Below are 25,034 nucleotides of genomic sequence, written 5' to 3'. Positions count from 1 at the left end.
TCTGACTCAGCGGCGTCAAACCCCCGTCGGTGGCCCAGTCAGCGGAACAGGCCGTTGCCGCATCCGTGCGCGCGTGTGAGGCTGGGCGCAACGACCCAGCTAGACGAAAGCAGTTGCCGTGTCGAATTCTGTTTCGGTCACCGATAACACCGGTACGACGGACGTCGTGCGTGAAATACAGACCAGCGCAGGCGCTTTGCGCTACTACGATGTCGGCCGCGGACCCACCGTGCTGTTCCTGCACGGATCGGGCCCGGGAGTCACGGGCTGGCGCAACTTCCGCGGAGTGCTGCCGGCGTTCTCTCAACGCTTCCGGTGTCTGGTGCTGGAGTTTCCCGGCTTCGGCGTCTCAGATGACTGGGGAGGGCACCCCATGGTCACGGCTCAGGGAGCGGTGACTCCCTTCCTTGATGCCATGGGTGTCGAACGGGTGGATATCGTCGGCAACTCCATGGGCGGCGGCGTCGGGATAAATACGGCGATCAATGCACCCGAACGCGTCGGCCGTCTCGTGACGATCGGCGGAATCGGCACCACGATCTTCTCCCCCGGCCCCAGTGAAGGGATCCGCCTGCTCCAGGAGTTCACCGAGGACCCTTCCCGGCAGCGCCTCATCGACTGGCTGCATTCCATGGTCTACGACCGAACACTGGTCACGGAGGAATTGATCGAGGAGCGCTGGACATTGGCGACCGATCCGGAGACCCTAGCCGCCGCACGCAGGATGTACGGAAAGGCAGCATTCGCGGCGATGACGGCATCCATGGCCGCTTCGGATCTGCCCATGCCGTGGGCGCGTATGCACAAAGTCTCTGCCCCAACGCTTTTGACGTGGGGCCGCGATGATCGCGTGAGTCCGCTGGACATGTCTCTGATTCCGATGCGCACCATTCCCAACGCTGAGCTACACGTGTTTCCCAACTGCGGGCACTGGGCCATGATCGAAGCGAAGCAGGCGTTCGAGTCTGTTGTCACGGCCTTCCTGGCAAGAGCGACAGCTCAGCCCTGAGACCTGGTGGGCGGCGTCCGCTGCTGCAGGCCCGACAGCACCATGCCGATTCCGGATCGGTGCGCGGCTATCAATTCATCAAGTTCGTGAAGTTCTTTGGCGTCCGTCCACCAGATGTAGGCACTGCTGCTGACCTGGATGATGAGCCTACTCGGCAGCGCTCGGGCGAATTCGTCGTCGCCGAGTTCGAAATGGCCCGCCAGGTAATCGGTGATGGCTTCGGCGAGGGTTGCGCTCCAATCCATCCACCGCAGGCGGTACTGCGGCGTCTCAGCGACAAGTGACATGAGCTTGCGGGCAACCTCGACCGCCTGCCGCTGCTGGACCCCGGCCGACTGCCGGTGCCGAACCTCGACTGTGAACATGTCGACGAGCACATCTACCGGGTCTGCATCGGCGGCAGCGCAGGCCAACAGACTGCGCATATTGTTCTCGCTTCGCCGGAACAACGGTCCCAGCACGTCTTCTTTGACCGGGAAGTGGCGGTAAAACGTCCGCGTCGCGATGCCCACTTCGTCGCAGATGCGCTCCACAGTCGCTGTGGTATCGCCGTCTGCGATGAAGATATCGCACGCGGTTCTGGCGATATTCAACCGCAATTCCTCGGCGCGACGCTCCGTGAGCGTCGGCCCGTTACCCCTGGGCATCTTTACTTCGCAACGGCATTGTGCCTAGACTCACACCTGTCATCTTATGACACATATGCAGAGTATGACAGGTATGGAGGGTGTTGTGCCAACGTCGCATGACGACGCGGCTCCCATAGCGATGCTCAGCCGGGTGGCTTCTCTTCTGGAGGTCTTCGGCGAACGCCAAGCGCTCACGCTGGCGGAGATCACTCGCTATTCGAAAGTGCCCCGCTCGTCAGCTCATCGCATCCTGCAGGGATTGGTCCAGCTGGGCTGGATCGAACGCCAAGGCGCCGGATATGCACTGGGGCTCAAGATGTTCGAACTCGGCTGCCAGGCAATGCGGCAGCGCCGGGTTCCCGAAGCGGCGCTACCGATAATGGCAGACCTGCAGCGGCGCACCGGCCTGACGGCTCATCTCAGCGTCCTGACAGATACGCACGTAATGCACATAGAACGCTTCGGGATGGGCCCCAGCTCCAGCAGGTGTTGGCAGGTCGGTTTCAAGCTGCCCGTGGAACAGTGCGCCGCCGGCCGCGCCCTGCTGGCACAGATGGACGAGGCAACCTGGCCAGAGTTGCGGTACGCCGTCACCTCGCCGTACGGAATTCGCAACCGAGCGGAGTTGGATCGCAAGCTCACCACGGTGCGCGCCCGCGGCGGGGTGGCCGTCGACGTTGAAGGTGGTGAGCCAGGAGTCACCGTAGTGGCCGCCCCCATAACCCTGAGCGAGGAAGACAACCGATTCGCCCTGTCGCTGTGCGGGCCGGCCAGGTCCACGCGCGTCGAGCCCGTGGTCGCCGCCGTCCACAGTGCATCGTGGGCCATCAGCCACAGTCTGTCCGACGTGCCCCGCCACGGCGCAAGCAAGGCACGAGCCGCCCATCTGGCGGTGACGCCGGCCATGATCCATCGGGTCGGGGAAACCACCGTCGCAGCCGGCGGAGGTAGGTGACACAACCTAGCGGCCGGGGGTACCCATGTTCACCAGTCCTGCCAGGGGATGATCGTGTTCAGAGGCGTGCGGATGACACATTCTCCAGCTGGCGGAGTCCCGGCGGCATTCTCTGTTAGGCATTCCGCGATTGCCGGGGTGACCTGGACCGGGTCGTCATCGAGGTAGAGCAGGCGGATGCGCAGACCACCGGGCGGATCTGAGGCTTCCCCAGAGCGGAGGCCGAGCCCATTGTTCTGGTGACGATCCAGTGTGAAAGTCCACGCCCCGGCCACACCGTCAACTTCCAGCAGAGCCGGAATCGCCACCCGGTCCTCCCATTGGTGATGCTGGTGGGCATCGACTCCATAAGGTTCGGCGAACCGGGTCATCGTCAGGTGCAGCCCGCGGTTGGGCCGGTACGGGATCACACCCGGCGACACCAGCGCCGACGCCGCGGCGTAGCCCTTGACCGGCCGAAAAAACGCCAGCACCGTGCGACGCACTCCGGGGATCATCGGCCCGCGACCCCACTGGAATGAGTCCGCACCAAGCTGCTCCCACTGTCGCACCGACTGCTCCACCGGAGAACGGAACCAGTACATCGCGACGTAGTCGGTGTCGGCCTGTGCGGGTTCGGCGCTGGACACGGCGCGGCACGCCTGTGGGCGGCTCCACCGGTCACCCCAGGCAATTCCGGGCAACGCAAGGTTTTCCGGCCGATGATCCAGTTGATGCCATTCGTTGTAGCGCCGGTGTTCCTCGACTCCCCCGCCGGCGAGCGTGACGAACGAGAAGTACACCAGTGGGCATTCGGCAGTGGGTCCGTAATCGGCCATACCTGTCATGTTGCCTCCGTCGGCTCCGGCACTATGGGGCCTTGAGCAGATCGAATCCTTTGTATCCGGCTGCCGCTGTGTCGTCGCAGATCTGCAGGTAGGTACCGAAACCCCCGATGAACAGCATGAACATCCGGGGCTTGCCGGGCACATTGGCGCCCATGTACCAGGAGTTGGCTTTGGTGAACAATGTCGCCTCGGCGCGCTGGGCACACTCTGCCATCCAACTGTCCACCGCGTCAGCCGTGGGTTCTATTGCGGCATAACTGTTCTGGTCGAGATGGTCGATGACATCGGAGATCCAGTTCACGTGCGCTTCGGCGTGCAACACCATATTCGCCAACACTGCCGGGGCCCCGGGCCCGGATATCAGGAACAGGTTGGGGAAGCCGTCGACACCGAGTCCGAGGTAGGTGCGCGGTCCGTCGGCCCAATCGTCGACCAGCTTCTTTCCACCACGGCCCACGATGTCGATCTTGGCCAGCGCACCGGTCATAGCGTCGAATCCGGTGGCCAGCACCAAGGCGTCGACAGCGTGGTGGCCTTCGGTGGTGTTGATGCCCGTTTCGTCGACCGACTCGATCGGCGTCCTGCGGACGCTCACGAGTGTGACATTGCGCCGGTTGAACGTCTGGAAGTAATTGGTGTCGGTACAGATCCGTTTTGTGCCGATCGGATGATCGTCGGGAATCAGCAACTCGGCCAGGTCCGGATCGTCGATCACCGCACGGATCTTGTTCTCGTAGAACTTGCGGGCTTCTTCGTTGGCTTCCAGTGTGACCATCTGGTCGGCGAACGTCTTCGAGAACAGTACACCGCCCAGTTCCCAACGCTTTTCGAAGGCTTCCTGACGTTCTTCAGGCGTGGCTTCCATGGTCAGCTTGGGGTGGGCGACGTGGGGCGAGCCACCGCCGCTGCGCCAGGACATCCGGCGCCGCTCGGCATAGTTGGCCTTGATGTCGGCGATCTCGTCGGCCGTCAATGGCCGGTTACCTGCAGGCACACTGTAGTTGGGAGTCCGCTGAAACACATAGAGCCGTTCAGCCTGTTCTGCGATGATCGGAATGGACTGGATACCAGACGATCCGGTTCCGATCACGGCGACCCGCTTACCGGTGAAATCCACGCCCTGGTGTGGCCAGTGTGCGGTGTGATAGATGTCCCCGGTGAAGGTGTCGAGGCCCGGGAAGTCGGGAGTCATCGCCGCCGACAGCGGGCCGGTGGCCATCACCACGAACCGCGCGTCCACGGTTTCGCCGGTATCGGTGGTGACGGTCCAGCGCAGCCTCTGCTCGTCGAGCACTGCCGAATCAACCCTCGTCTGGAACGTGATGTCGCAGCGCAGATCGAGCTCGTCGGCGACCCAGTTGATGTACGTGAGGATCTCGGACTGGGTGGCGTACTTCTCGGTCCACGTCCACTCTTGTTGGAGCTCATCGGAGAACGAATAGCAATAGTCGACGCTCTCGACGTCACACCGAGCGCCCGGGTAGCGGTTGAAGTACCAGGTGCCACCCACTTCCGGCGCGGCCTCGAACACTCGCACCGACAACCCTTGCGACCGGAACTTGTGCAACGCGTACAGGCCACCGAAACCGGCGCCCACCACCACCACATCTACGACGCTCATCGATCCACTGCTCACAGGGCGAACGGTAGGTGCCGATCGCGCGCACGGCCGCCACATTTCCCGGTCACCGGACCGCGAGACCTGACGTCCCGACCACCGGAATCGGCAGATTGCCTCATCGGCGGCGTCGGCGAGAATCTCGGCCCATGACACTTCCTGAGTCAACCTCAGGCCGTTTTCGGCAGGAGTCTTTGTGTTCCGCCGTGGAGGTTGGGGTTGTAGGGGCGGTGGTCGTGCCAGCAGCGGTAGATCACCCGGATCCAGGCGCGGGTGAGGATGCGTATGGCATGGGGATGGTCGTGTCCGCGGGCGCGAGCTCGGGTGTAGATGTCTGCGGCCCAGGGGCTTTGGTGGCGGCTGTTGTCAGCGAAGGTGGTCAGTGCTCGGCGGAATCGTTTGTTGCAGGCCCAGCGGAAGTGCACCGCGTGTTGTTTGCCGGACGCTTTGGTCACTGGTGTGGCTCCGGCCAGGGCGGCCACCGCGTCGGGTCCGTCGTAGGCTGCACGGGAGTCGCCCCACTCGGCGAGCACCTGGGCGGCGTTGATCTGACCCGACCTTGGCAGCGACGTGAAGATCTCGGCGTCCGGGTGCTCCCCGAGCCGGGCGATCACGCAGCGGTCGAGGGTCTTGCCGACTTTGTTGAGGGTGTCCAGCACGGTGACCAGGGCTGTGACGGCGTCGGCGACCGCGATCGAGAGGATGGGGTCGCTGGTGCCGGCAGGCGCTGCGCGCAGCCGCCCCAGCAGTTCACCGGCCGGCCGGCGGCCGGAGTAGCCGTGTTTGATCAGGAAGGCGGCAAGGCGCTTCTCTCCGAGGCGGGCGGCGCTGACCGCGGTCGGGTATTGATGCAGGAAAGCCAGGCTGATCGGGGATTGCACGTCGGCGAAGATCGCCTTGGCGCCGGGCCAGTGGTCATCGAGCAGGGCGCTGAGTTGGTTGGTGGCCGATACCCGCATGGCGACGAGGTCGTCTCGGGTGCGCACCACGGTGCGCAACGCCTTGGTGTGCCCGCTGTACGGCGCTACCGGGTGCAGCCGGTGGTGGCGCAGCCGCAGATATTCGGCGATCACCAGGGCGTCGCCGGCATCGGACTTCGCCCCAGAGACGACTTCGCCGTCACGCCAGGTTTTGATCGCGTTCGGCGACACCGGGATGACCGGATGGCCCGCGTCGAGCAGCAGGTCGACCAGCCGCCCGTTGGGTCGCTCGATCCCGATGTGCACGTCGGCGGGTTCGCCGAACTTGGCGAGTTTGCGGACCAGGGTGGCGATGCCGTCGGCGGTGTGGTCAATCATGAGCTGTGCCAATATTTTTCCTACGGCGGACAGCACGCACACAGCGTGGGTTGCGGTGGCCCAATCCAACCCGACGTAGACGATTTCAGCGGTGTCCTCGGACAACGGTTCTCCTCACAGTGGCAGCGACGACGCGGCGAGGGGATCGACCACCGGACGGTCACTAACTGGCGCTCTGCGGCGCGTCTCCCTGATGCCGGTCTGCGACCCCGGCAGGACCGAGGGCGGCGGTGTCATGCAGGCCCTCTACGAGCGACCGACGCTGGCCGTCACCTCGGCCCCCGCCGAGTCCCTTCCACGAACCTCTCAACAAGGCCCGCAATAAGGATGGTGCCCTAGTGACCGACCCGAGCCTCCAGACCAGACGGAGCATCCTTGTCACGGTGGCCGAAGTCATCGACGAGAGCCCCGACGCTCGTTCACTGGTCTTCAGCATCCCCGACGACCAACGCGACCGGTTCTCCTACCGGCCCGGACAATTCCTGACGCTGCGGCTGCCAAGTGAGCTGACCGGATCGGTGGCCCGGTGTTACTCACTCGCGAGCTCGCCGCACACCGATCCCGCCCCCAAGGTGACGGTCAAGCGCACTGCCGACGGCTACGGTTCGAATTGGTTGTGCGACAACGTCGATGTCGGCGACACCCTCGAGGTACTGCCGCCTTCGGGGTTGTTCACCCCGGCAAGCCTCGACACCGATTTTCTGTTGTGGGCAGCAGGCAGTGGCATCACGCCGGTGATGTCGATCCTCAAGTCGGTGTTGTCGGCCGGCACCGGGCGAGTGGTTCTGTGCTACGCCAACCGCGATGAACGCTCGGTGATCTTCGCCGGCGAACTACGCGAACTCGCCGCCCGTTACGCGGGCCGACTGACGGTGCTGCACTGGCTGGAATCGATTCAGGGCCTACCGACCCGCGCGCAGCTGAGCGGATTCGCCCACACCGTTTTCGCCGGGTGCACCGGCTTCGAGACCTTCGTCTGCGGGCCGGCTCCGTTCATGGCGGTCATCAAGGAGGCTCTTCTCGAGGCCGGTGTCTTGCGGGACCGGATCCACCTCGAGGTGTTCCAGTCGCTGGCCGGTGACCCGTTCGCCGATGACACCACCGAACCGGCAACAGATTCCGACGAAGATGACGCCGCCGACCTTCAGGTCGATCTGGACGGCACCAGTCACCGGCTGAGGTGGCCGCGCCAGGCGACGTTGGTCGACGTGTTGATCCGCTCGGGTGTCGATGTTCCGTATTCCTGCAAGGAGGGACAGTGCGGATCGTGCGCGGCCACGGTGGTTCGCGGCGAGGTGGACATGGCCGCCTGCGACATTCTCGAACCCGAGGATGTCGCCGACGGCGTCATCCTCGGCTGTCAGGCACGCCCGGTTTCCGATGACATCCACATCGAATTTTGAACCCGTGTGGTCGGCACCTTTCCACTGACCGGGATTGGCTCCCGCCGCCCGGGTCAACGCGGTACACCATCAGTTACAGCCCTCGACGATAGGACCGAACAATGACCGAGCGCGTAATCGACCGGGTGCGCGACATCGCTGACCAGTTGCGCCAGCAGGGCGCCGAAGCCGAGAAGATCGGCAAGCTCACCGACGAGACCGTCAAGATGATGAAGTCGGCGGGCAACATCCGTCTGTTGCAGCCGAAGGCTCACGGCGGCTTGGAGGTCCATCCGCGCGAGTTCGCCGAGACCGTGATGGCCACCGCGGCCCTGGACCCCTCGGCCGGGTGGATCAACGGCGTGGTGGGCGTTCATCCCTACCAGCTGGCCTACGCCGACCCCAAGGTCGCCGCCGAAATTTGGGCCGACGACGTCGACACCTGGGTCGCGTCTCCCTACGCACCGCAGGGCGTGGCCAAGCCCGTCGAGGGAGGCTACATCTTCAACGGCCGCTGGCAGTTCAGCTCGGGCACCGATCACTGCGACTGGATCTTCCTGGGCGCGATGCTCGGAGACGCTGAGGGTAAGCCGCTGATGCCGCCGCAGATGCTGCACATGATCCTGCCGCGCAAGGACTACGAGATCGTCCAAGACTCGTGGAATGTGGTGGGACTCCGCGGAACCGGCTCTAAGGACGTCATCGTCAAGGATGCGTTCGTGCCCACGTACCGGACGATGGATGCGACGAAGGTGATGGACGGCACCGCCCAGCGCGAGGCCGGAATGACCGACACGCTGTACCTGATGCCGTGGTCGACGATGTTCCCGCTCGGCATCAGCGCGGCAACCATCGGTATCGCCGAGGGTGCGTTGGCTGCCGCCCTGGATTACCAACGCGAGCGGGTCAACTCCAGCGGGGTGGCGATCAAGGACGACCCGTACGTCATGTTCGCGATCGGCGAAGCCGCCGCGGACATCAACGCCGCCAGGCAGGAGCTGTTGGCCAATGCCGACCGCATCTACGACATCGTCGACTCAGGTAACGAGGTGTCCTTCGAGGACCGGGCCGCAGGTCGGCGCACCCAGGTGCGTGCGGTCTGGCGCGCGGTGTCGGCGGTCGACGAGATCTTCGCGCGCTGCGGCGGGAACGCCGCGCGGATGGACAAGCCGCTGCAACGCTATTGGCGCGACGTGCATGTCGGCCAAGCGCACGCCATTCACGTTCCCGGCACGGTCTATCACGCTTCGGCCCTGAGCTCGCTGGGCGTGGACCCGCAGGGTCCGCTGCGGGCGATGATCTGAGAGGACACCTCGCATGGGATTGATCAAGAGCCTCGGCTACGTCACCGTCGCCGCCTCCGACATCGAGCGCTGGCGGCACTTTGCCTTCAACGTGCTCGGCTTCGCGACCGGGACCGGACCGGACGAGTCCGCGTTGTATCTGCGGATGGACGAGCGTGCCGCCCGCATCATCGTGGTGCCCGGGGAGTCCGACAAGATCGTGACCGTCGGATGGGAGGTCCGCGACCACGCCGACCTTGAGCAGGTCAAGAGCGCACTCGAGGCCGCAGGCGTGCCGTTCAAGCAGCTGTCGCTCGAGGAGACAGATGCCCGCCGGGTCGAGGAGGCCATCGCGTTCGAGGATCCTGCCGGTACCGCACTGGAGGTGTTCCACGGCGCGGTCCTGGACCACTCCCCCGTCGTCACACCGTTCGGGGCCAAGTTCGTCACCGGCGATCAGGGGCTCGGGCATGTGGTGTTGCCTGCGCTCGACGTCAATGGGTTGTTCGAGTTCTACACCGAGATACTCGGTTTCAAGTCCCGCGGCGCGTTCCGTGTTCCGGTGCCGCCGGAGTTCGGCCCGATTCGGGTCCGGTTCATGGGCGTCAACGAACGCCATCACAGCCTGGCCATCTGTCCCGCGCAGACGCTGCGCGATCCCGGCCTGATCCACCTCATGGTCGAGGTCGACTCCCTCGACGCGGTGGGCCAGGCCCTGGACCGGGTCAACGCCGAGGGCTTCCAGCTGTCGTCGACACTGGGCCGGCACACCAACGACAAGATGGTGTCCTTCTACGTGCGCGCTCCGGGTGACTGGGACATCGAGTTCGGCACCGAAGGCATGCGGGTCGACGAAACCTTCTACACAGCAGAGGAAATCACCGCCGACAGCTACTGGGGGCACCAGTGGGTTTCGGACCTTCCGGCGGCGATGCGCCCATGATTCTCACCGACGACGTCCGACCGATCCCGGCCTGCACGGTCACCGAGTGGGCCGACGAGGCTGACGTGGTGATCGCGGGTTACGGCGTTGCCGGCGCGGCCGCTGCCGTGGAGGCGGCCCGCACCGGGGCCGACGTGCTGGTACTGGAACGCACCGGCTCATGGGGCGGAGCCGCGTCGATGGCAGGCGGCTTCATCTATCTCGGTGGCGGAACAGCCATCCAAAAGGCTTGTGGTTTCGACGATTCAGTCGACAACATGACCAGCTTCCTCAACGCGGCCATGGGCCCGGGCGCAGATACGACTCGCATCGCCGACTACTGCCGAGGAAGCGTCGCGCACTTCGACTGGCTCGTGGGTTGCGGGGTACCGTTCAAAGCCGAGTTCTTCGGCGAGCCCGGCTGGGAGCCGATGGGCGACCAGGGGCTGATGTACAGCGGTGGGGAGAACTCGTACCCGTTCAACACCATCGCCACGCCGGCCCCGCGCGGGCACGTCCCGCAGATGCAGAACAAGAAGCAGGGCGAGTCCAGCGCGGGTTTCATGCTGATGAAGGGCCTTGTCGGGGCTGCGATCGCGACCGGGACACGGTCGCTGTATGACGTGCGGGTGCAGTCGCTGATCGTCGAGTCCGACGGCCGGGTCGTCGGCATCCGAACCCGGCGCTACGGCACTGTGATGGACATCCGGGCCCGGCGTGGAGTGGTGCTGGCCACCGGCAGCTTCGCCTACAACGACGCCATGGTCGCCCGGTATGCCCCGCGCATCGCCGGGCGCCCGGCCGCCTCGATCGAGCAGCACGACGGGCAGGCCATCCGGATGGCACAGGCACTCGGGGCCGATCTGGCGCACATGGACGCCACCGAGGTCGCCCTGTTCATCGACCCGCAACAGTTGGTGCGCGGGATCCTGGTGAACGAACGTGGTCAGCGCTATGTCGCCGAGGACACGTATCCCGGCCGGGCCGGCCAGTTGACGCTGTATCACCAGAACAACACCGCGTATCTGATCATCGACGGCGACGCCCAGGAAGAGGCGATGGCTTCACTGTCGCCGCAGTTGATGATGCGGCCGCCGACGTGGGTGGCCGACACCGTCGCCGAACTGGAGGCAGAGATCGGGTTGCCGCCGAATTCTTTGCAGGCCACGATCGAGGCCTACAACGAGGGTGCGGCTCGCGGAGAGGACCCGCTGCTGCACAAGAAGCCGCAGTGGCTCAAGCCGATCAAATCTCCGGTGGGCGCCATCGACCTCCGCGAATCCACCGGTGGTTTCACCCTCGGCGGGCTACACACCACCCTCGATGCCGAGGTGCTGCACGTCAGCGGGGAACCGATCCCAGGTCTCTTCGCTGCCGGACGCTGCACGGCCGGCCTGGCGGCGTGGGGATACGCCAGCGGGGTTTCGCTGGGCGACGGAAGTTTCTACGGTCGCCGGGCCGGGCGGGCCGCGGCTGCAGCTGCCTGTGCTTAGCGACTTTCCATCTCATCGGCCTTCTGCCCCGCCGCATCGCGGCGGGGCTTTTGGCATGACCTGTATCGCTTCCATCCATTGGTGTGACAGCACCCACATTCGTATGCTACAAACAGTCATATGACTAATAGTCATATGCCGGGGCGGCATGTGGCTCTGAATCGGAGGTCCCTCATGACAATGGCTGTCGAGAAGGCGGGCGAGACGCCCAGTGCCGTCATTGACCGGGTGTCCCTGGTCCTCGATGTCTTCGACGGACCCGGCCGGTTGACGCTGGCCGAGATCGTGCGCCGCACCGGTCTGCCACGTTCTTCGGCCCACCGGATCCTGGAGCGTCTCGTGCAGTTGCGGTGGCTGCGCCGCGACGGCCGCGACTACGAATTGGGCATGCGACTGGTCGAGCTGGGATCGCTGGCGCTGCACCAGGATCGCATCCACCGGGCCGCGATTCCCTTGCTGCGCGACCTGCACCGGGCCACCGGGCTGGTGGTCCATCTGGCTGTCCTCGATGGCCCCGATGTGGTGTATCTGGAGAAAATCGGCGGCCAGATGGTGGCCGCCATCCCCACCCGCATCGGAGGACGGCAGCCCGCGCACTGCACGGCGGTCGGCAAGGCCATCCTGGCCGACAACCCACCGGCCGACATCGACCTGACCTCAGGCCGCACCCGTTTCTCGATCGCCAACGAACGGCAGCTCGCCACCGAACTGGCGAAGGTCCGAGCCCACGGCGTGGCATTCGAACGCGAAGAATCGCTGGTCGGGTTCGGCTGTGTGGCCGCCCCGATCGGGCCCGCCGGAGCCGCGGTCGCCGCGGTTTCCGTGTGCGGCCCCATGAACCGGATGGCATTCGACCAGCGACTGGCGGCTCCGGTACGCATGACGGCCATGGGCATCTGGCGCAATGCCGAAGGAGGTCCGGGCCGGGTGACGCCTACTTTGCAGCCCGTTCGGCCGTTGCGCGTCGGCAACCTCGCCACCATTCGCCCCACGGCCTCCCTGCTCCCGGCATGAGGCTCGATCCACAGATCGCAGGGTTGATCGAAACCCTCGATTCAGGCTTCCCGCCGGTGCACACGATGACCGGCGCGCAGGCCCGCGCCGCGATCCGCAGCCGGTTCGTCGCGAATCCTCAACCCGAGCCGGTCGCTTCGGTGACCGATCATCAGGTGCCGGTGGACAACGGCCGCGTCGATGTCCGCGTCTACCGGCCCGAGGCTACCGGTCCTCTGCCCATGCTGGTGTTCGCCCATGGCGGCGGATTCGTGTTCTGCGATCTCGACAGCCACGACGGACTGTGCCGAAGCCTGGCGAATCTGATTCCAGCCGTGGTGGTTTCGGTGGCCTACCGATTGGCCCCTGAGCATCGCTGGCCCACGGCTGCCGAAGACTTCTACGCCGCCACCCGCTGGGCGGTTGAGCATGCCGCCGATTTCGGAGCTGACCCCGCACACGTGGCGGCAGGCGGCGACAGTGCCGGCGGAAATCTCGCCGCGGTGACCACGCTGATGGCCCGCGACCGCGGCGGGCCGCAACTGGCCGGCCAGCTGCTGCTCTACCCGGTGATCGCGGCCGATTTCGACACCGAGTCCTACCGGCTTTTCGGCAGCGGCTTCTACAACCCGCGCCCGGCGTTGCAGTGGTACTGGGACCAGTACGTGCCCAGGGCCGCTGATCGGCAGCACCCTTACGCCTCACCACTGGCGGGCGACCTCAACGGATTACCGCCGGCTGTCGTGGTTCTCGCCGGCCATGACCCGCTGCGCGACGAGGGTGTCGCCTATGCCGACGGGCTGGAGGCGGCCGGGGTACCGATTACCCGGTGCACCTTCGACGGCGGCATCCACGGATTTATGACGATGCCGATGCTCGACATCGCCCACCGCGCGAGGCAACAGGCCGGCCAGGCGCTAGGTGACCTTCTCCGTCGTTGACACTCCGTAGCGTTGGTCGGGATCGAGCACGCAGTGGGTGCGGCCGAACACGGTCACCATGCATTTGTTGTTGTGCGTACAGCGGCCACGCGATGCCGGGTCGGCGATCATCGTGTTGACCCGGTCCGGTTCACGCAGCAATGCCCGGCCCATGGCGAAGAAGTCGAATCCTTCCCGCATACCCGTCTCGAGGTGTTCGCGATCGTTGATGCCACCCAGCAGAATGAGTTTGGTATTGCGCATGATCGGCACGAACTGCCGCGCGGACTCCAGCATGTAGAGGTCTTGATATGGGTAGACGCCCATCGTCTGCTTGCCCACCAACCGGATCGCCGGGCGCAATGCCGGCGGCATCACCTTCGCGAACTCCTTGACGGGGACATCCCCGCGGAAAAGGTACATAGGCTTGTACACCGACGAACCCTGTGTCAGTTCGATGGCATCCAATGTGGCATCGGCGTCCAGGAGTTGGGCGGTGCGCAACGCCTCGTCGATCCAGATGCTTCCCGGGAGCCCGTCGTTCATGTCCAGTTTGGCGATCACCGCGACGTCGTTACCGACCACCTCGCGCACCCGGGCCGCGATCTCCCGCACGAACCGCGATCGGTTGTCGATATCACCGCCATACTCGTCTCTGCGGCGATTGATCAGTGGGCTCAGAAATGAGCTGGGCAGGTAGAGGTGGCCGAAATGCAGTTCCACAGCATCGAATCCGGCTTCGACCGCCACCTGTGCCGCGTCACCGAACTGGTTGATCACCATGTCGATCTCGCTGCGGGTGATCTGCCGGCAGTAGGCGAAGGAGGTTGGGTTCACGAACCGGCTCGGCGCCACGGCGGTGACACCGGTCAGCTTCTTCTGCGCCACCACCCCGGCATGTCCGAGTTGCGCCGAAATAGCCGCGCCCGCACCGTGTACCGCCTCGGCGAGTCGCCGCAGCCCCGGAAGTGCCTTGCTGTCCATCACGATCTGTCCTGGCGCACTCGCCCCTTGCGGAGACACACAGCAGTAGGCCACCGTCGTCATCCCGACGCCGCCCTCGGCAAAGTTGCGGTGGAAGTCGATGAGATCGTCGGTGACCAGTCCGTGCGGCGAGCGGCCTTCTGACGTGGCGGCCTTGATTACTCGGTTGCGTAGCTTGACTGGGCCTAATTGGGCCGGGCTGAACGGGTCGGTCATCGGCACACCATCGCCCCGATACGCACGACCGTCAACGGTGGTTTCCCGATGGCCGGGAACGCTGCGCGCCGGTCGCGACGACCGACCGTAATCTCGGCTCATGACCGAGGTTTTCGTCATCGACCGGGTAGTCACCGCCCCGGGTTGCGCCCAGCAGTTCATCGACGCCTACCTGGCCGGCTACGTCCCAGGGGCCGGCCAACGCGGCATGACACTGCGCGACGTCATGGTCAGCCCACCCATCTGGTTCGACGACCGACCCAACGTGGTCACCATTACCTGGACGCTGCCCAGCCCTCAGGCGTGGTGGCAGATGACCTGGCAGGGACGGCCCGACCCTGCCGTTGCGCGGTGGTGGGCCAGCATCACCGATCTGGTGGTGGAACGCAGCCGCGAAGTGGCATCCGCTGCCGATGCCATCACCAATGTCTCACCCGCCCTGCCCGTCTCATCAGCCGGCAGTGCCACACTCGGGGTCACCCGCTTGCTCGACGTCGACGAGTCCGACCGCGACCGCATCCTGGGCACCCTACGCGATGCAGCCGAACACAGCGGAGCGTCGCGAGCGTTGGTAGAGCCGACACTTCCGGGTTCACGCAATGGGGGCGATATTCTGGTTCACCTGCGGTTTGCAGGCGAAGACGACTGGGAAAAGAGCGATTTCGACGATGCGCTGGCGGACCCGGCGATCTCGCGGGTGAATGGCGCTGTCTACCGGGGCGCACCGACCCGCCGCAGCAGCGGCACCGTGTACCGCGCACTGCTACTGTCGGTACCCGACGAGGTAGAGGCCGAGACCGTCGCGGCATTTGAGAGCGAACTGTTGATGATGCCGCGATACGTGCCGACCATCGCCGCATGGCAACTCAGCCGGGTCGAGCAGGCCATCGGGACCAGCGACTGGACCCACGTGTTCGAGCAGGAATTCACCGATGTCGACGGTCTGATGGGTCCCTACCTCATGCACCCGATCCATTGGGCCGTGGTCGACCGCTGGTTCGACCCCGAGACCACCGACATCATTGTCCGCGACCGGGTATGCCACAGCTTCTGCGAACTGAATCACCCGGCGCCCCTCTAACGCGACCTCGCCCTTGTTGCGCAGCTTCGGCGTGTCGCGCTGAGAAGGCAGGTGCTGACTCGCTCACCTATCAGCGACTTTTCAGCGACAAAAGCCACTTCAGCACCATGCCCACCGTCTGCCACTGAGTAACCCAATACTCAGGTCACTGCTGCCCCTAGAGGCTCATGCCCCACGGATTTTGAGTTGCCCGGACGCTGGACGGATGATGCTGATGTGTCCACAGGTACACATGGGTCAAAACCGCGGGCGCACACTGGGTTTAATGAGTCACCCGTTGCCCGTGAGGCAATTGTCGCTGAAAAGTCGCTGATAGGCGGGCACATCGGATATGCGACGGAAATCTGTGACCAGTGTGACCCGAGCCCTTTACACCGATATGGCACCGGACAACATGCCTAAACCCCCGCGGGCAGAATATTCGGATTCGCCGCCACCGGCGGCTGCAGCGGCGGCAGCAGCGTACTGCCGTCCAGCGAGTGCACCTGAAGTTGTTGCGACCACGGGTAATGCAGGCTGAATGCCACCAGACCGGTCCGCTCCGCGGCGGGCAGGTGACACATGGCCAGAACCGTTTCAGCCAGGTACTCGACCGGTTCAGTAGGAAAGCTTTCCGGAATTAGCGACGCCGCACCCGGCGTGCGCACCGCCGTCGACGGTCCGACGCAGTTCACCGCGATGTCGGCATCCAGCAGTTCGGCGGCCACCCCCTGGGTAAACCGATGCAGTGCGGCCTTGCACGACGCATAGATCACGTCGCCCGCCGTTTTGTTGTAGTCCCGGTACGGCCGCACCGGAGCCACCCCGGTCACCGAGCCGATGTTGACGATCCACCCTGCGCCCTGGGTACGCATGTGCGGCACAGCCGCTTTCGTCAACGCGAACGGTGTCTTCAGATAGTGCTCAACGGTACGGTCGAAGGTCTCGACCGGCATGTCCTCGACGACCGAATAGTCGGCATAGCCGGCGTTGTTGACCAGGATGTCGAGCCGGCCGGTCTGCGCGACCACAGCCTCGATCAGGCCGTCGCGGGCGGTACTGTCTTCGAGATCGGCAGCCACTCCGAAGGCCGAACCTCCGGCGTCTTCGATGAGAGCGATGGTCTCCTCGATGGTTCCCGGGATCGCCTCGGTGACACCAGCCCGTGTGGACGGTGTCGGGGTGTGGGAGCGCGCGGTCACGGCCACGGTCGCCCCTTCCGCCGCCAACCGCTGAGCGATCGCCCGCCCGATGCCGCGACTGCTGCCGGTCACCAACGCAGTTCTGCCGGAGAGTATCTGACTCATCGGAGAACGAAATCCTCTTCGATCGGCGCTCGGTGTTGCTGCCAGATATCCACCAGCCGGAACGGTGTGGCCACCACGACGCGACCGGACCCCGAGCGGTAGTAGGTGTGGGCGTTGGGCGTGTGGCACCAGACCGTGCGCTGCATCGCCTCGTCTATCTCCGCGACGTACTCGTCGTACGCACGTTGGGTGACCTCCATCGTCGACGCCCCGCGCAAAGCCATCAGCTGCAGGCACTCCAGGATGTAGTGCGCCAGCACTTCCATCGAGAAATTGGCACCTGCACCGTGGCCCGGGCTGTAGTTCGGCGCCGAAGTGATGAACAGGTTGGGGAACCCCGGTACGGTGCCGCCGCGGTACGCACTGGGACTGTCGCCCCACACCTCGGCCAAGGTCTTGCCCTCCCGACCCCGAATATCCACGGTGGACAGGAAGTCCAGATGGTAACCGGTCGCGTAGATGATCACGTCCAGGTCGATCTGGCGACCGTCGACGGTAACGATGCCACGCTCGTTGATCTGGGCAGGTTCACTGGCTTCGACGTCGACATGGTCGCGGGTCAACGCGGCATAGTAGCCACCGGGATCGCGGATGATCCGTTTGCCGTATGGTGCGAAGTCCGGTGTCACCTTCTGCGCCAATTCGGTTCCGGCACCGAAGGTCCGGTCGATATAGTGAAGGCACATCTGCAGCAGCACATCATTGGCCGGTGAGATCGACAGATGAGTCTCGGCCCACTCGGGGTCCCGCAGGATGACTGGGTAATTGTTGTCGGCCGTTGCCCAGTAGGACTTGAGCCGGTGCCACATCGCGTAATAGGGCAGTGCCTGGCCCAGATAACGACGGTGTTCGGGGACGTCATCGGAAAGGCGCCGGCGGGGGGCGACCCAGTGCGGCTGACGTTGGAATACCGTCAGGTGTTCGACCTCGTCGACACAGGCATCGACGATCTGCACCGCCGTGCAACCTGCGCCGATGATGGCCACCCTCTTGCCCGTAAGATCCAGCGAAGCGTCCCACTGGGCCGAATGAATATTGGTGCCTGTGAAGGTGTCTCGCCCTGGTACGTCTGGGAAGCGCGGCCGATTCAGGTAACCGGCGGCGGTGACGACGACGGTCGCGTAGTCGATGCTCTGGGTTCCATCACCGGCGCGGGAGCGGATTTCCCACTGCTGGCGCTGCTCGTCCCACCACAGTGCCTCAACCTCGGTGCCGAAGCGGATGTGGCGACGCAGGTCGTGCTTGTCGGCCAACGAGACCAGGTAGGCCTGGTACTCCGCGCCCTGCGGATAATAGTTCGACCAGTCCGGGTTCACCTCGCGCGAGAGCGAGTAGTACGCCGAGGGCGTGTCCACCCCGATTCCGGGATACGTTGTGGTAAACCAGGTTCCGCCCACCTCACGGTTACGATCGAAGATCTGGAACTGCACTCCTTCCTCGGCGGCGGCCAGCGCGACCGCGATACCAGCGATACCGGCGCCGATGATCGCCATGGTGGTCGACGAGGGAATCGGCGTGGTGCGCGGCAGCGTCGGTTGCGACGGCCGGAAACCGCCCTGCTCGAGTAGCAGATCCACATGTTCATCATCGACGTCACTAACCAGCGCGACCGGCAACAACCGGATGAAGAAATCACGGTCATCGACAGCCAACGCGTCGGTCGGCCGGGGACGGCCGAGTGCGGCGATGATCTCGTCGGCCAGCTCCTCAGCCGTCCGCGGATCAGTCGTCCCGGCCCGCTCGGGTGGGTCAGGAACGTGGTCGATCTTGGCGGCATACCGATCGACAACTGATGCGTCACCCGTCATCTGTGCCAGCACTGCGACCAAGACACCGGGATCAGCCTGTTGCAAGTGGATCCGAAGTTCATGCACATCGATCGCAGGGCTCGACATGTCCACGGACGGTGTAAGGCTCATGGCACCCGAGTATCGAGGCGCAGCAGCGACGTTGCGATCCTTCTGTCTACTCAGCGGGAGACAAGCCGGTGGCGCCGATTCTCCGGCCTAACCTCTGGCGCATGCAACGCCTCCACTACGACGATGACCACGTCGCTTTCGGTGATTTGGCCGGCGACTTCGCCACCAAGGAAATCGCACCGCACATCGACAACTGGGAGGACGCGGGCATCGCACCCCGCGAAATCTTCGCTGCAGCGGGCTCGGTCGGCCTGCTCGGCTTCGCCGCTCCCGAGCAGTTCGGCGGTCTGGGTGTCAAAGATTTCCGCTACAACCAGATCCTCATCGAGCGATTCATGGCGGCCCACGCAGGCAACGTCGGTTTGAGCATCGCGGTACACAACGACATCTGCCTGCCGTACCTCGCCGAGATGGGCACTGCCGAACAACGTGACCGCTGGCTGCCGGGTGTCGTCGGTGGCGAATTTATCGCCGCGATCGGGATGACCGAGCCGGGCGCCGGGTCCGACGTCGCCGCGATCCGCACCAGCGCCGTCGACGCGGGAGACCATTTCATCGTCAACGGCGCCAAGACGTTCATCACCAATGGGCAGAATGCCGACCTCGTCATCGCCGCGGTGCGGACATCCCCGGACCGCCATCACGGCCTGACGTTGATGATCATCGAACGGGGAATGCCCGGCTTCGAACGTGGCCGCAACCTGGACAAGTTGGGGTTGCACTGCCAGGACACCTCTGAGTTGTCCTTCAACGATGTCGCGGTACCAAAAGCCAATGTCATCGGCGAAGTGGGGCGGGGCTTCGAGTATCTGATGCGCAACCTGCCGCAGGAACGCATGCAGATCGCTGTCGGCAGCCTGGCACGAGCGCGAGTCGCACTGGACTGGACCGTCGACTACGTGCGCCAGCGCACCGCGTTTGGTGAGGCCGTCGGCGCGTTTCAGAACACCCGATTCGCGTTGGCAGACGTGGCCACCGAGGTCTCGGTCGCTGAGGCCTTCATCGATCGCTGCGTCATTCAACTCAACGCGGGTCTGCTCACACCGGCGGATGCGGCAAAAGCGAAATTGTGGTCCACCGAGATGGAGTTCCGCGTACTCGACAGCTGCCAGCAGTTGTTCGGCGGTTACGGCTACATGCGGGAATACCCCATCGCACGTGCCGCGATCGATGCGCGCGTCACCCGCGTGTACGGCGGGACCTCGGAGATCATGCGCGAGATCATCGGACGCGACCTTGCACTCGACCCGGCGCGAACAAGGAGGACGGCGTGAGTTCGGACGACCTGGTCCGGCGTGCCCGCAGTCACGGGCTCGGCGACATCCCGCGCCGGTCGGCGCACCGCTACCCAGACAAGGTGGCGATCATCGACGGTGAAGTGTCCCTGACGTTCGCCGAGTTCGATCGGCTGGTCGACCGAGCTGCCGCCGCGCTGAGCACCAACGGTTTCGGCCCAGGCGACCGGGTGGCGCTGCTGTCCCGCAATTGCTGGGAGTATGCCGTGCTGGCATTCGCGACCGCCCGCGCGGCCGTGGTTCTCGTACCGATGAACTTCATGCTCACCAGCGAAGAGATCGCCTACATCTTGGAGCATTGCCGCGCAACAGGATTCATCGTCCAATCCGAGTTCATCCCAGCTGCCGACGGCGCGATGCGAACTGCTGGGAATGTCACCACACGAATCGCGCTGACCACGCCGGGAAATTCCACACCGCCCGGATGGGTCGACTTGGAGCAGTGCCTGTCGATGAATGAGCCCGCACCGACGCCCGTCGTCGATGACGACCAGTTGCTGCGGCTGATGTACACCAGCGGCACCGAGTCGCGCCCCAAAGGTGTCATGCACACCAGCCGCAGCCTGATGTGGCAGTACGTCAGCACCATCACGGCCGGGTCGATGAGCCCAGAAGACATCGAGATTCACTCGTTGCCGCTCTATCACTGCGCACAACTTGACAACTTCCTCGCCACAGATGTGTACCTCGGCGCCACGAGCATCATCCTTCCCCGGCCGGAGCCCGAAATGGTGCTGCGAACCATCGAGCGTTGCGGCGTCACCAACTACTTCGCCCCACCGACGGTGTGGATCAGCCTGCTGCGCAGTCCGGTGTTCGACCAGGTGGACCTCTCCAGCCTGCGCAAGGGGTACTACGGCGCGTCGGCCATGCCGAAGGAGATACTGAACGAAATCAGACACCGCCTGCCCAACCTGCAACTATGGAATTTCTACGGGCAGACTGAAATAGCGCCGCTTGCAGCCGCTTTGGGCCCAACAGACCAAGACCTCCATGCGGGTGCCGCCGGACGTCCGGTACTCAACGTGGAAACCGTCATCCTCGACGATGACGACGTCGCCGTTCCGGCCGGCACCATCGGCGAGATTGCGCACCGCAGCCCGCATCTGATGCTGGGTTACCTCGACGCCCCGGACAAGTCTGCCGAGGCCTTCCGTGGTGGCTGGTTCCATTCCGGAGATCTCGGCTTCTACGACGAGGCCGGATTCCTCCACGTGGTGGATCGGAAGAAGGACATGATCAAGACCGGTGGTGAGAACGTCGCCAGCCGCGAGGTCGAGGAAGTTCTCTACCTGCACGACGCCATCGAAGAAGCTGCGGTTTTCGGGTTGGCACACCCGGTGTGGGTGGAGGCGGTCGTCGCCGCGGTGGTGGTACGCGATGAGGCCACGGTGACTCAAGAAGACATCCTGCGTCATTGTCGCGAGCATCTCGCCGGGTTCAAAGCGCCCAAACAGGTTTTCTTCGTCGATTCGCTGCCTAAGAATCCCAGCGGCAAACTACTCAAACGTGATCTGCGTCAGCGATTCAAGCTCGATTTCGCCGACCACTGATGCGCACCCGTTGAGCCGGTGTTCCGCTGACCGGTCACCGATGCTGTTCCAGCACTCCGACCCAGGTTGACTGCCACACATGAGCAATGAGATCGCCCTGTCTGACGTCCAGGAGTTCATCGCAGGCTTCTGGTACCACTACGACCAAGGCCACTTCGAGAAAGTGGACGCCCGCATCGCCGACGAGATGGAGTACCTGAGCCGCTCGGACTCCGGCAATTGTCCATTCGAACAACTGCTGGCCGCCGATCTGCACGGCGGCGCGCAGACCCGCTCCTGGCTGCGCGAGCACCGAAACGAGAACCCCTACCCATGCCGTCACCACGCCACCAACGTGTACCGCACCGGAACCGACGGCGAGGTCACCAACGTCCGGTTCTATCTGTTCGTCAACCAGATCACCAACAATGTTCCATTCGCGGTGTCCAGCGGCGTGGTGGATGCCGGCATCCGGCGTTCGCCGGACGGTCTGGTTTTCACCTCCATGAAAGTGGTTCTCGACGCCGAGGATTCGGTACCGCTCGCCGAGCACACCGCCAATGCCGCGGCCGTGCAATCCGCGTGAGCACCCGAGAAACCTTCGCCGGCGGTGTCGCCGTCATCACCGGAGCCGGCGCCGGAATCGGCGCCGGCCTGGCCCGGTATGCCAGCCGCTTGGGTATGAAGGTGGTGTTGGTCGACGTCAACGCCGCAGCCATCGCGGGTCTCCGCGAAGAGCTCAAGGCCGCAGGCGGATCCGCGGTGGACCTGGTCTGCGATGTGCGTGACGCCGACGCGGTGCAGGCGATGGCCGATCAGGTCTACCGCGACCTCGGGCCGGTGCGCCTGTTGGTGAACAACGCGGGCGTCGAGCAGTTCGGATATCTGTGGGATACCCCGGTGTCCAATTGGCAACGTGTGGTCGACATCAACATCAGCGGGGTGTTCCACGGCATCAAGGCTTTCGTACCGAAGATGATGGCCACGGACGCCCCGGCGTGGGTGTGGAATCTGTCCTCGATCGGCGGTGTCGCCGTGGTTCCGTTCCAGGCGCCCTACATCATGAGCAAGCACGCGGTACTCGCTCTGACCGAATGCCTGCATCTGGAAGTGCAGTCCGCCGGCCACGATCACCACCTGCACGTCCAGGCGGTGCTTCCCGGTGCCGTGGTGTCGAACATCTTCGAATCGGCGGGTGGGGTGGACTCGGGCGACATCGGCGCGGCCGAAGGACAACGCACCGCGATGCTCGACATCAAGGCCGAGGCGATGGATCCGCTGGCCGCGGCCGAGGTGGTCTTCGACCAGGCTGCCGAGGGCCGGTTCTATCTCCTCACTCAACCGGACTACGTCGGGTCGGCCATGGCGGAACGGGCTCGGGTATTGAGCGGCCAGGAGCCTCCCCGTCTGCGAAACCAGCGCCGCTTCGACCCGACGAAGAACTGAAATGGCCTATCCACCACTCGATCCCGATGCCGCAGCGCGGGTTGGCTCGTTCGGTGAGATAGTCCCGATGCGGACCCGTGGCCTTGACGCCGTCCGTGAAGGTCTGGAATCCGCTCCCCTTCCGGAGATGCCCGCCATGGTCGGCATCGAAGACCTGACGGCGCCAGGTCCGGCTGGGCCGATACCGCTCCGCCTGTATCGGCCCAGTTCCGAACCCGCGCTGCCGGTGCTGATCTACCTGCACGGCGGCGGGTTGGTGATGGGCTCCAACCACTCGTTCGGACCGCTCGCCCGCGAACTGGCGAATTTCAGCGGCGCCGCCGTGGCGGCTGTCGACTACCGGCTCGCACCCGAATCACCGCCACCGGCCCAGTTCGACGATGCCTACGCGGTCACCGAATGGGTTGCCGCCCACGCCGACGAACTCGGCCTCGACGCCGGCCGGGTGGCGATTGTCGGCGACAGCGCAGGCGGATCACTGGCTGCTGCAGTGGCTTTGGCGGCCCGCGACCGGTCCGGCCCCCGCATCTGTGCTCAGGTGCTGCTCTATCCAGGCCTGGATCGTGACATGGGAGCGGCGTCCATAATCGCCATGCCGGACGCCCCGCTGCTGCGCCACGAGGACATCGTCTACATGCATGAGTTGGTCGACCAAGGTGGAGCTCCGCGGGACCCGTATCTGGTTCCGGCGTACGCGACCGACCTGCGCGGCCTGCCCGCGGCCATCGTCGTCACCGGGGCATGCGACCCGATCCGGGATTGGGGTGAACGCTACGCCGGCCGGTTGCGTGATGCCGGAGTCCAGACCACCGTCACGCGTTATCCCGGTATGTACCACGGGTTTCTGATGCGCTCCGATGCCACCGCGCGTGGGCGGTTGGCCTTGGCCGAGACCGGCGCGCTGCTCCGGGCGAAGTTCGCGCATCCCCTTCCGTTCTGAAGACGGGCTCTGCCCCGATCAGATACCGAGCACCTCACGCGCTCGGTCGATCTCGTCGGGGTCGGCGGTCGTCGGGACCAGTCGCAGCTCGTCGAGACCCGCTTCGCGGGCGCCGTTCACGGCTGCGAGGAGCCCGGATGCTCCGCAGTTGAGCGTCCCAGCGGCCGGAGCGGTCAGGTACGAGGCCGCCGGTCCGGTGATGGCGACATCCTGATCCCAGAAGTCCCGTACATGCTCTCTGAGCTGGGTCTCCGGGTCTGGTCCGAGCGCGAACCAGACCGGAGCCGAGAAGTGCGGCTTCTCGGTCCGGCCGGCCGCCTGCCACGCCTGTGCGACGCGTTCGCGCTGCGCGGCCAACGCCTCGGCGTCGAAGTGAAGCGAATGCGCCGGATCACTCACGCCGACAGCCCATTGCGCGGCTCGCGCGAGAGCTTTCGGGCCGACCACACCGGCCACGAGCGGGATGCCACCGACCTGGGCCGGCGCGGGCCCTACGGGATGGTGTCCCTCGATGGGAGGTTCCTGGGCCCACAGCTTGCGCATGGCCAGTACGGCCGCGTCCATACGTTGGCGCTTCCGGTTCAGCGAGGCACCGACCGCGAGGTAGTCCTCGTCCCACGCGCCGATGCCGACCCCGAGCGTCAGTCGACCACCCGACAGGACGTCGATGGTCGCCAGGTCCTTCGCGAACAGGACTGGATCCCGCATCGGGAGCGCGACGACGTCGGTCCACAGCCGCACCCGCTCGGTCATCGCTGCTGCGGCAGCGAGTTGCGGGACGACCGACCAGCTGTCCGGATAGAGCAGCCGTTCGTAGGTGGCCAGGCCGTCCCATGGTCCGTCGTCGATCTTGCGGTACCACGAGAGCTCAGTCTCGCGCCCGTGGGGAAAGAGGTTCGGGAGACCCATGGTGATGCGCATGTCGGGCAGGTGTCCCTTCTTTTGTGGTCCGAGGCGGTCGCGGGGTGCTATTTGATCAACTTGTCGCGTTAGCGCCGATGACTAT

Annotated in this window: 22 protein-coding genes; 14 read left to right on the top strand and 8 right to left on the bottom strand. The window is 64.8% G+C overall.

What is annotated here, in order from left to right; translation table 11 throughout:
• Positions 1–166: 166 nt before the first annotated feature.
• Positions 167–1,009 carry an alpha/beta fold hydrolase gene (locus tag E0T84_RS19545; protein ID WP_371726107.1) on the top strand — a complete coding sequence of 281 codons (843 nt, stop codon included), beginning with the start codon at positions 167–169 and terminating at the stop codon, positions 1,007–1,009.
• On the opposite strand, the gene E0T84_RS19540 is transcribed toward E0T84_RS19545, so the two are convergent.
• On the bottom strand, positions 1,000–1,656 hold the full coding sequence (locus E0T84_RS19540; protein WP_070184585.1) for a TetR/AcrR family transcriptional regulator: 657 nt from the start codon (positions 1,654–1,656) through the stop codon (positions 1,000–1,002). The two genes, E0T84_RS19545 and E0T84_RS19540, sit on opposite strands and share 10 nt — an antisense overlap.
• 85 nt (positions 1,657–1,741) lie before the next feature.
• Between E0T84_RS19540 and E0T84_RS19535 the strand changes: the two genes are divergently transcribed.
• Positions 1,742–2,593 carry an IclR family transcriptional regulator gene (locus tag E0T84_RS19535; RefSeq protein ID WP_070184596.1) on the top strand — a complete coding sequence of 284 codons (852 nt, stop codon included), beginning with the start codon at positions 1,742–1,744 and terminating at the stop codon, positions 2,591–2,593.
• A gap of 29 nt (positions 2,594–2,622) precedes the next feature.
• On the opposite strand, the gene E0T84_RS19530 is transcribed toward E0T84_RS19535, so the two are convergent.
• The 3 genes from E0T84_RS19530 to E0T84_RS19520 form a co-directional block, all read right to left on the bottom strand.
• Entirely contained in the window at positions 2,623–3,420 is a 798-nt protein-coding gene (locus tag E0T84_RS19530) for a hypothetical protein (protein WP_234998136.1), read from the bottom strand.
• A gap of 22 nt (positions 3,421–3,442) precedes the next feature.
• Positions 3,443–5,041: an NAD(P)/FAD-dependent oxidoreductase gene (locus tag E0T84_RS19525; protein ID WP_070184583.1), complete on the bottom strand. Its 1,599-nt coding sequence runs from the start codon at positions 5,039–5,041 to the stop codon at positions 3,443–3,445.
• Positions 5,042–5,208: 167 nt separating this feature from the next.
• The gene (locus E0T84_RS19520; RefSeq protein ID WP_070185491.1) at positions 5,209–6,441 is read right to left on the bottom strand and encodes an IS110 family transposase; all 1,233 of its coding nucleotides are present in this window, start codon (positions 6,439–6,441) and stop codon (positions 5,209–5,211) included.
• A gap of 233 nt (positions 6,442–6,674) precedes the next feature.
• On the opposite strand from E0T84_RS19520, the gene E0T84_RS19515 reads away from it, so the two are divergent.
• From E0T84_RS19515 to E0T84_RS19490, 6 genes are all read left to right on the top strand, one after another.
• Positions 6,675–7,739 carry a ferredoxin--NADP reductase gene (locus tag E0T84_RS19515; RefSeq protein WP_070187641.1) on the top strand — a complete coding sequence of 355 codons (1,065 nt, stop codon included), beginning with the start codon at positions 6,675–6,677 and terminating at the stop codon, positions 7,737–7,739.
• A gap of 101 nt (positions 7,740–7,840) precedes the next feature.
• Positions 7,841–9,022 carry an acyl-CoA dehydrogenase family protein gene (locus E0T84_RS19510; protein ID WP_070187640.1) on the top strand — a complete coding sequence of 394 codons (1,182 nt, stop codon included), beginning with the start codon at positions 7,841–7,843 and terminating at the stop codon, positions 9,020–9,022.
• A gap of 13 nt (positions 9,023–9,035) precedes the next feature.
• Positions 9,036–9,944, top strand: a complete 909-nt coding sequence (gene bphC, locus E0T84_RS19505) for a biphenyl-2,3-diol 1,2-dioxygenase (RefSeq protein WP_070187639.1) — start codon at positions 9,036–9,038, stop codon at positions 9,942–9,944.
• Positions 9,941–11,416, top strand: a complete 1,476-nt coding sequence (locus tag E0T84_RS19500) for an FAD-dependent oxidoreductase (protein ID WP_070187649.1) — start codon at positions 9,941–9,943, stop codon at positions 11,414–11,416. The genes bphC and E0T84_RS19500 overlap by 4 nt, the downstream gene beginning before the upstream one ends.
• 174 nt (positions 11,417–11,590) lie before the next feature.
• Positions 11,591–12,430 carry an IclR family transcriptional regulator gene (locus E0T84_RS19495; protein WP_070187638.1) on the top strand — a complete coding sequence of 280 codons (840 nt, stop codon included), beginning with the start codon at positions 11,591–11,593 and terminating at the stop codon, positions 12,428–12,430.
• Complete coding sequence (locus tag E0T84_RS19490; RefSeq protein ID WP_070187637.1) at positions 12,427–13,350, top strand: alpha/beta hydrolase; 924 nt, start codon at positions 12,427–12,429, stop codon at positions 13,348–13,350. The genes E0T84_RS19495 and E0T84_RS19490 overlap by 4 nt, the downstream gene beginning before the upstream one ends.
• Here E0T84_RS19490 and E0T84_RS19485 read toward each other — a convergent pair.
• Positions 13,327–14,529: an NADH:flavin oxidoreductase gene (locus E0T84_RS19485; protein WP_070187636.1), complete on the bottom strand. Its 1,203-nt coding sequence runs from the start codon at positions 14,527–14,529 to the stop codon at positions 13,327–13,329. The two genes, E0T84_RS19490 and E0T84_RS19485, sit on opposite strands and share 24 nt — an antisense overlap.
• 100 nt (positions 14,530–14,629) lie before the next feature.
• Between E0T84_RS19485 and E0T84_RS19480 the strand changes: the two genes are divergently transcribed.
• Positions 14,630–15,610 carry a Dabb family protein gene (locus tag E0T84_RS19480; protein ID WP_083284337.1) on the top strand — a complete coding sequence of 327 codons (981 nt, stop codon included), beginning with the start codon at positions 14,630–14,632 and terminating at the stop codon, positions 15,608–15,610.
• Positions 15,611–16,008: 398 nt separating this feature from the next.
• Here E0T84_RS19480 and E0T84_RS19475 read toward each other — a convergent pair whose 3' ends face one another.
• Together E0T84_RS19475 and E0T84_RS19470 are read right to left on the bottom strand one after the other, a co-directional pair.
• Complete coding sequence (locus tag E0T84_RS19475) at positions 16,009–16,896, bottom strand: SDR family NAD(P)-dependent oxidoreductase (protein ID WP_138745254.1); 888 nt, start codon at positions 16,894–16,896, stop codon at positions 16,009–16,011.
• Complete coding sequence (locus E0T84_RS19470; RefSeq protein WP_138745253.1) at positions 16,893–18,791, bottom strand: NAD(P)/FAD-dependent oxidoreductase; 1,899 nt, start codon at positions 18,789–18,791, stop codon at positions 16,893–16,895. Before E0T84_RS19470 ends, E0T84_RS19475 begins: the two co-directional genes overlap by 4 nt.
• Positions 18,792–18,916: 125 nt before the next feature.
• On the opposite strand from E0T84_RS19470, the gene E0T84_RS19465 reads away from it, so the two are divergent.
• The 5 genes from E0T84_RS19465 (at position 18,917) to E0T84_RS19445 (ending at position 24,028) form a co-directional block, all read left to right on the top strand.
• Positions 18,917–20,089, top strand: coding sequence for an acyl-CoA dehydrogenase family protein (locus E0T84_RS19465; RefSeq protein WP_070187633.1), 1,173 nt, complete (start codon positions 18,917–18,919; stop codon positions 20,087–20,089).
• Positions 20,086–21,663 carry an acyl-CoA synthetase gene (locus E0T84_RS19460; protein WP_138745252.1) on the top strand — a complete coding sequence of 526 codons (1,578 nt, stop codon included), beginning with the start codon at positions 20,086–20,088 and terminating at the stop codon, positions 21,661–21,663. Before E0T84_RS19465 ends, E0T84_RS19460 begins: the two co-directional genes overlap by 4 nt.
• A 79-nt stretch (positions 21,664–21,742) precedes the next feature.
• Entirely contained in the window at positions 21,743–22,228 is a 486-nt protein-coding gene (locus E0T84_RS19455; RefSeq protein ID WP_070187631.1) for a polyketide cyclase, read from the top strand.
• Positions 22,225–23,088 carry an SDR family NAD(P)-dependent oxidoreductase gene (locus E0T84_RS19450; RefSeq protein ID WP_070187630.1) on the top strand — a complete coding sequence of 288 codons (864 nt, stop codon included), beginning with the start codon at positions 22,225–22,227 and terminating at the stop codon, positions 23,086–23,088. The genes E0T84_RS19455 and E0T84_RS19450 overlap by 4 nt, the downstream gene beginning before the upstream one ends.
• A gap of 1 nt (position 23,089) precedes the next feature.
• On the top strand, positions 23,090–24,028 hold the full coding sequence (locus E0T84_RS19445; protein ID WP_070187629.1) for an alpha/beta hydrolase: 939 nt from the start codon (positions 23,090–23,092) through the stop codon (positions 24,026–24,028).
• A gap of 18 nt (positions 24,029–24,046) precedes the next feature.
• Here E0T84_RS19445 and E0T84_RS19440 read toward each other — a convergent pair whose 3' ends face one another.
• Positions 24,047–24,949, bottom strand: coding sequence for an LLM class flavin-dependent oxidoreductase (locus E0T84_RS19440; protein WP_070187628.1), 903 nt, complete (start codon positions 24,947–24,949; stop codon positions 24,047–24,049).
• Positions 24,950–25,034: the final 85 nt, after the last annotated feature.

The organism is Mycobacterium sp. DBP42 (assembly GCF_005924235.1).
Classification (GTDB): domain Bacteria; phylum Actinomycetota; class Actinomycetes; order Mycobacteriales; family Mycobacteriaceae; genus Mycobacterium; species Mycobacterium syngnathidarum.
This window is presented reverse-complemented; position numbering and strand designations above follow the sequence as displayed.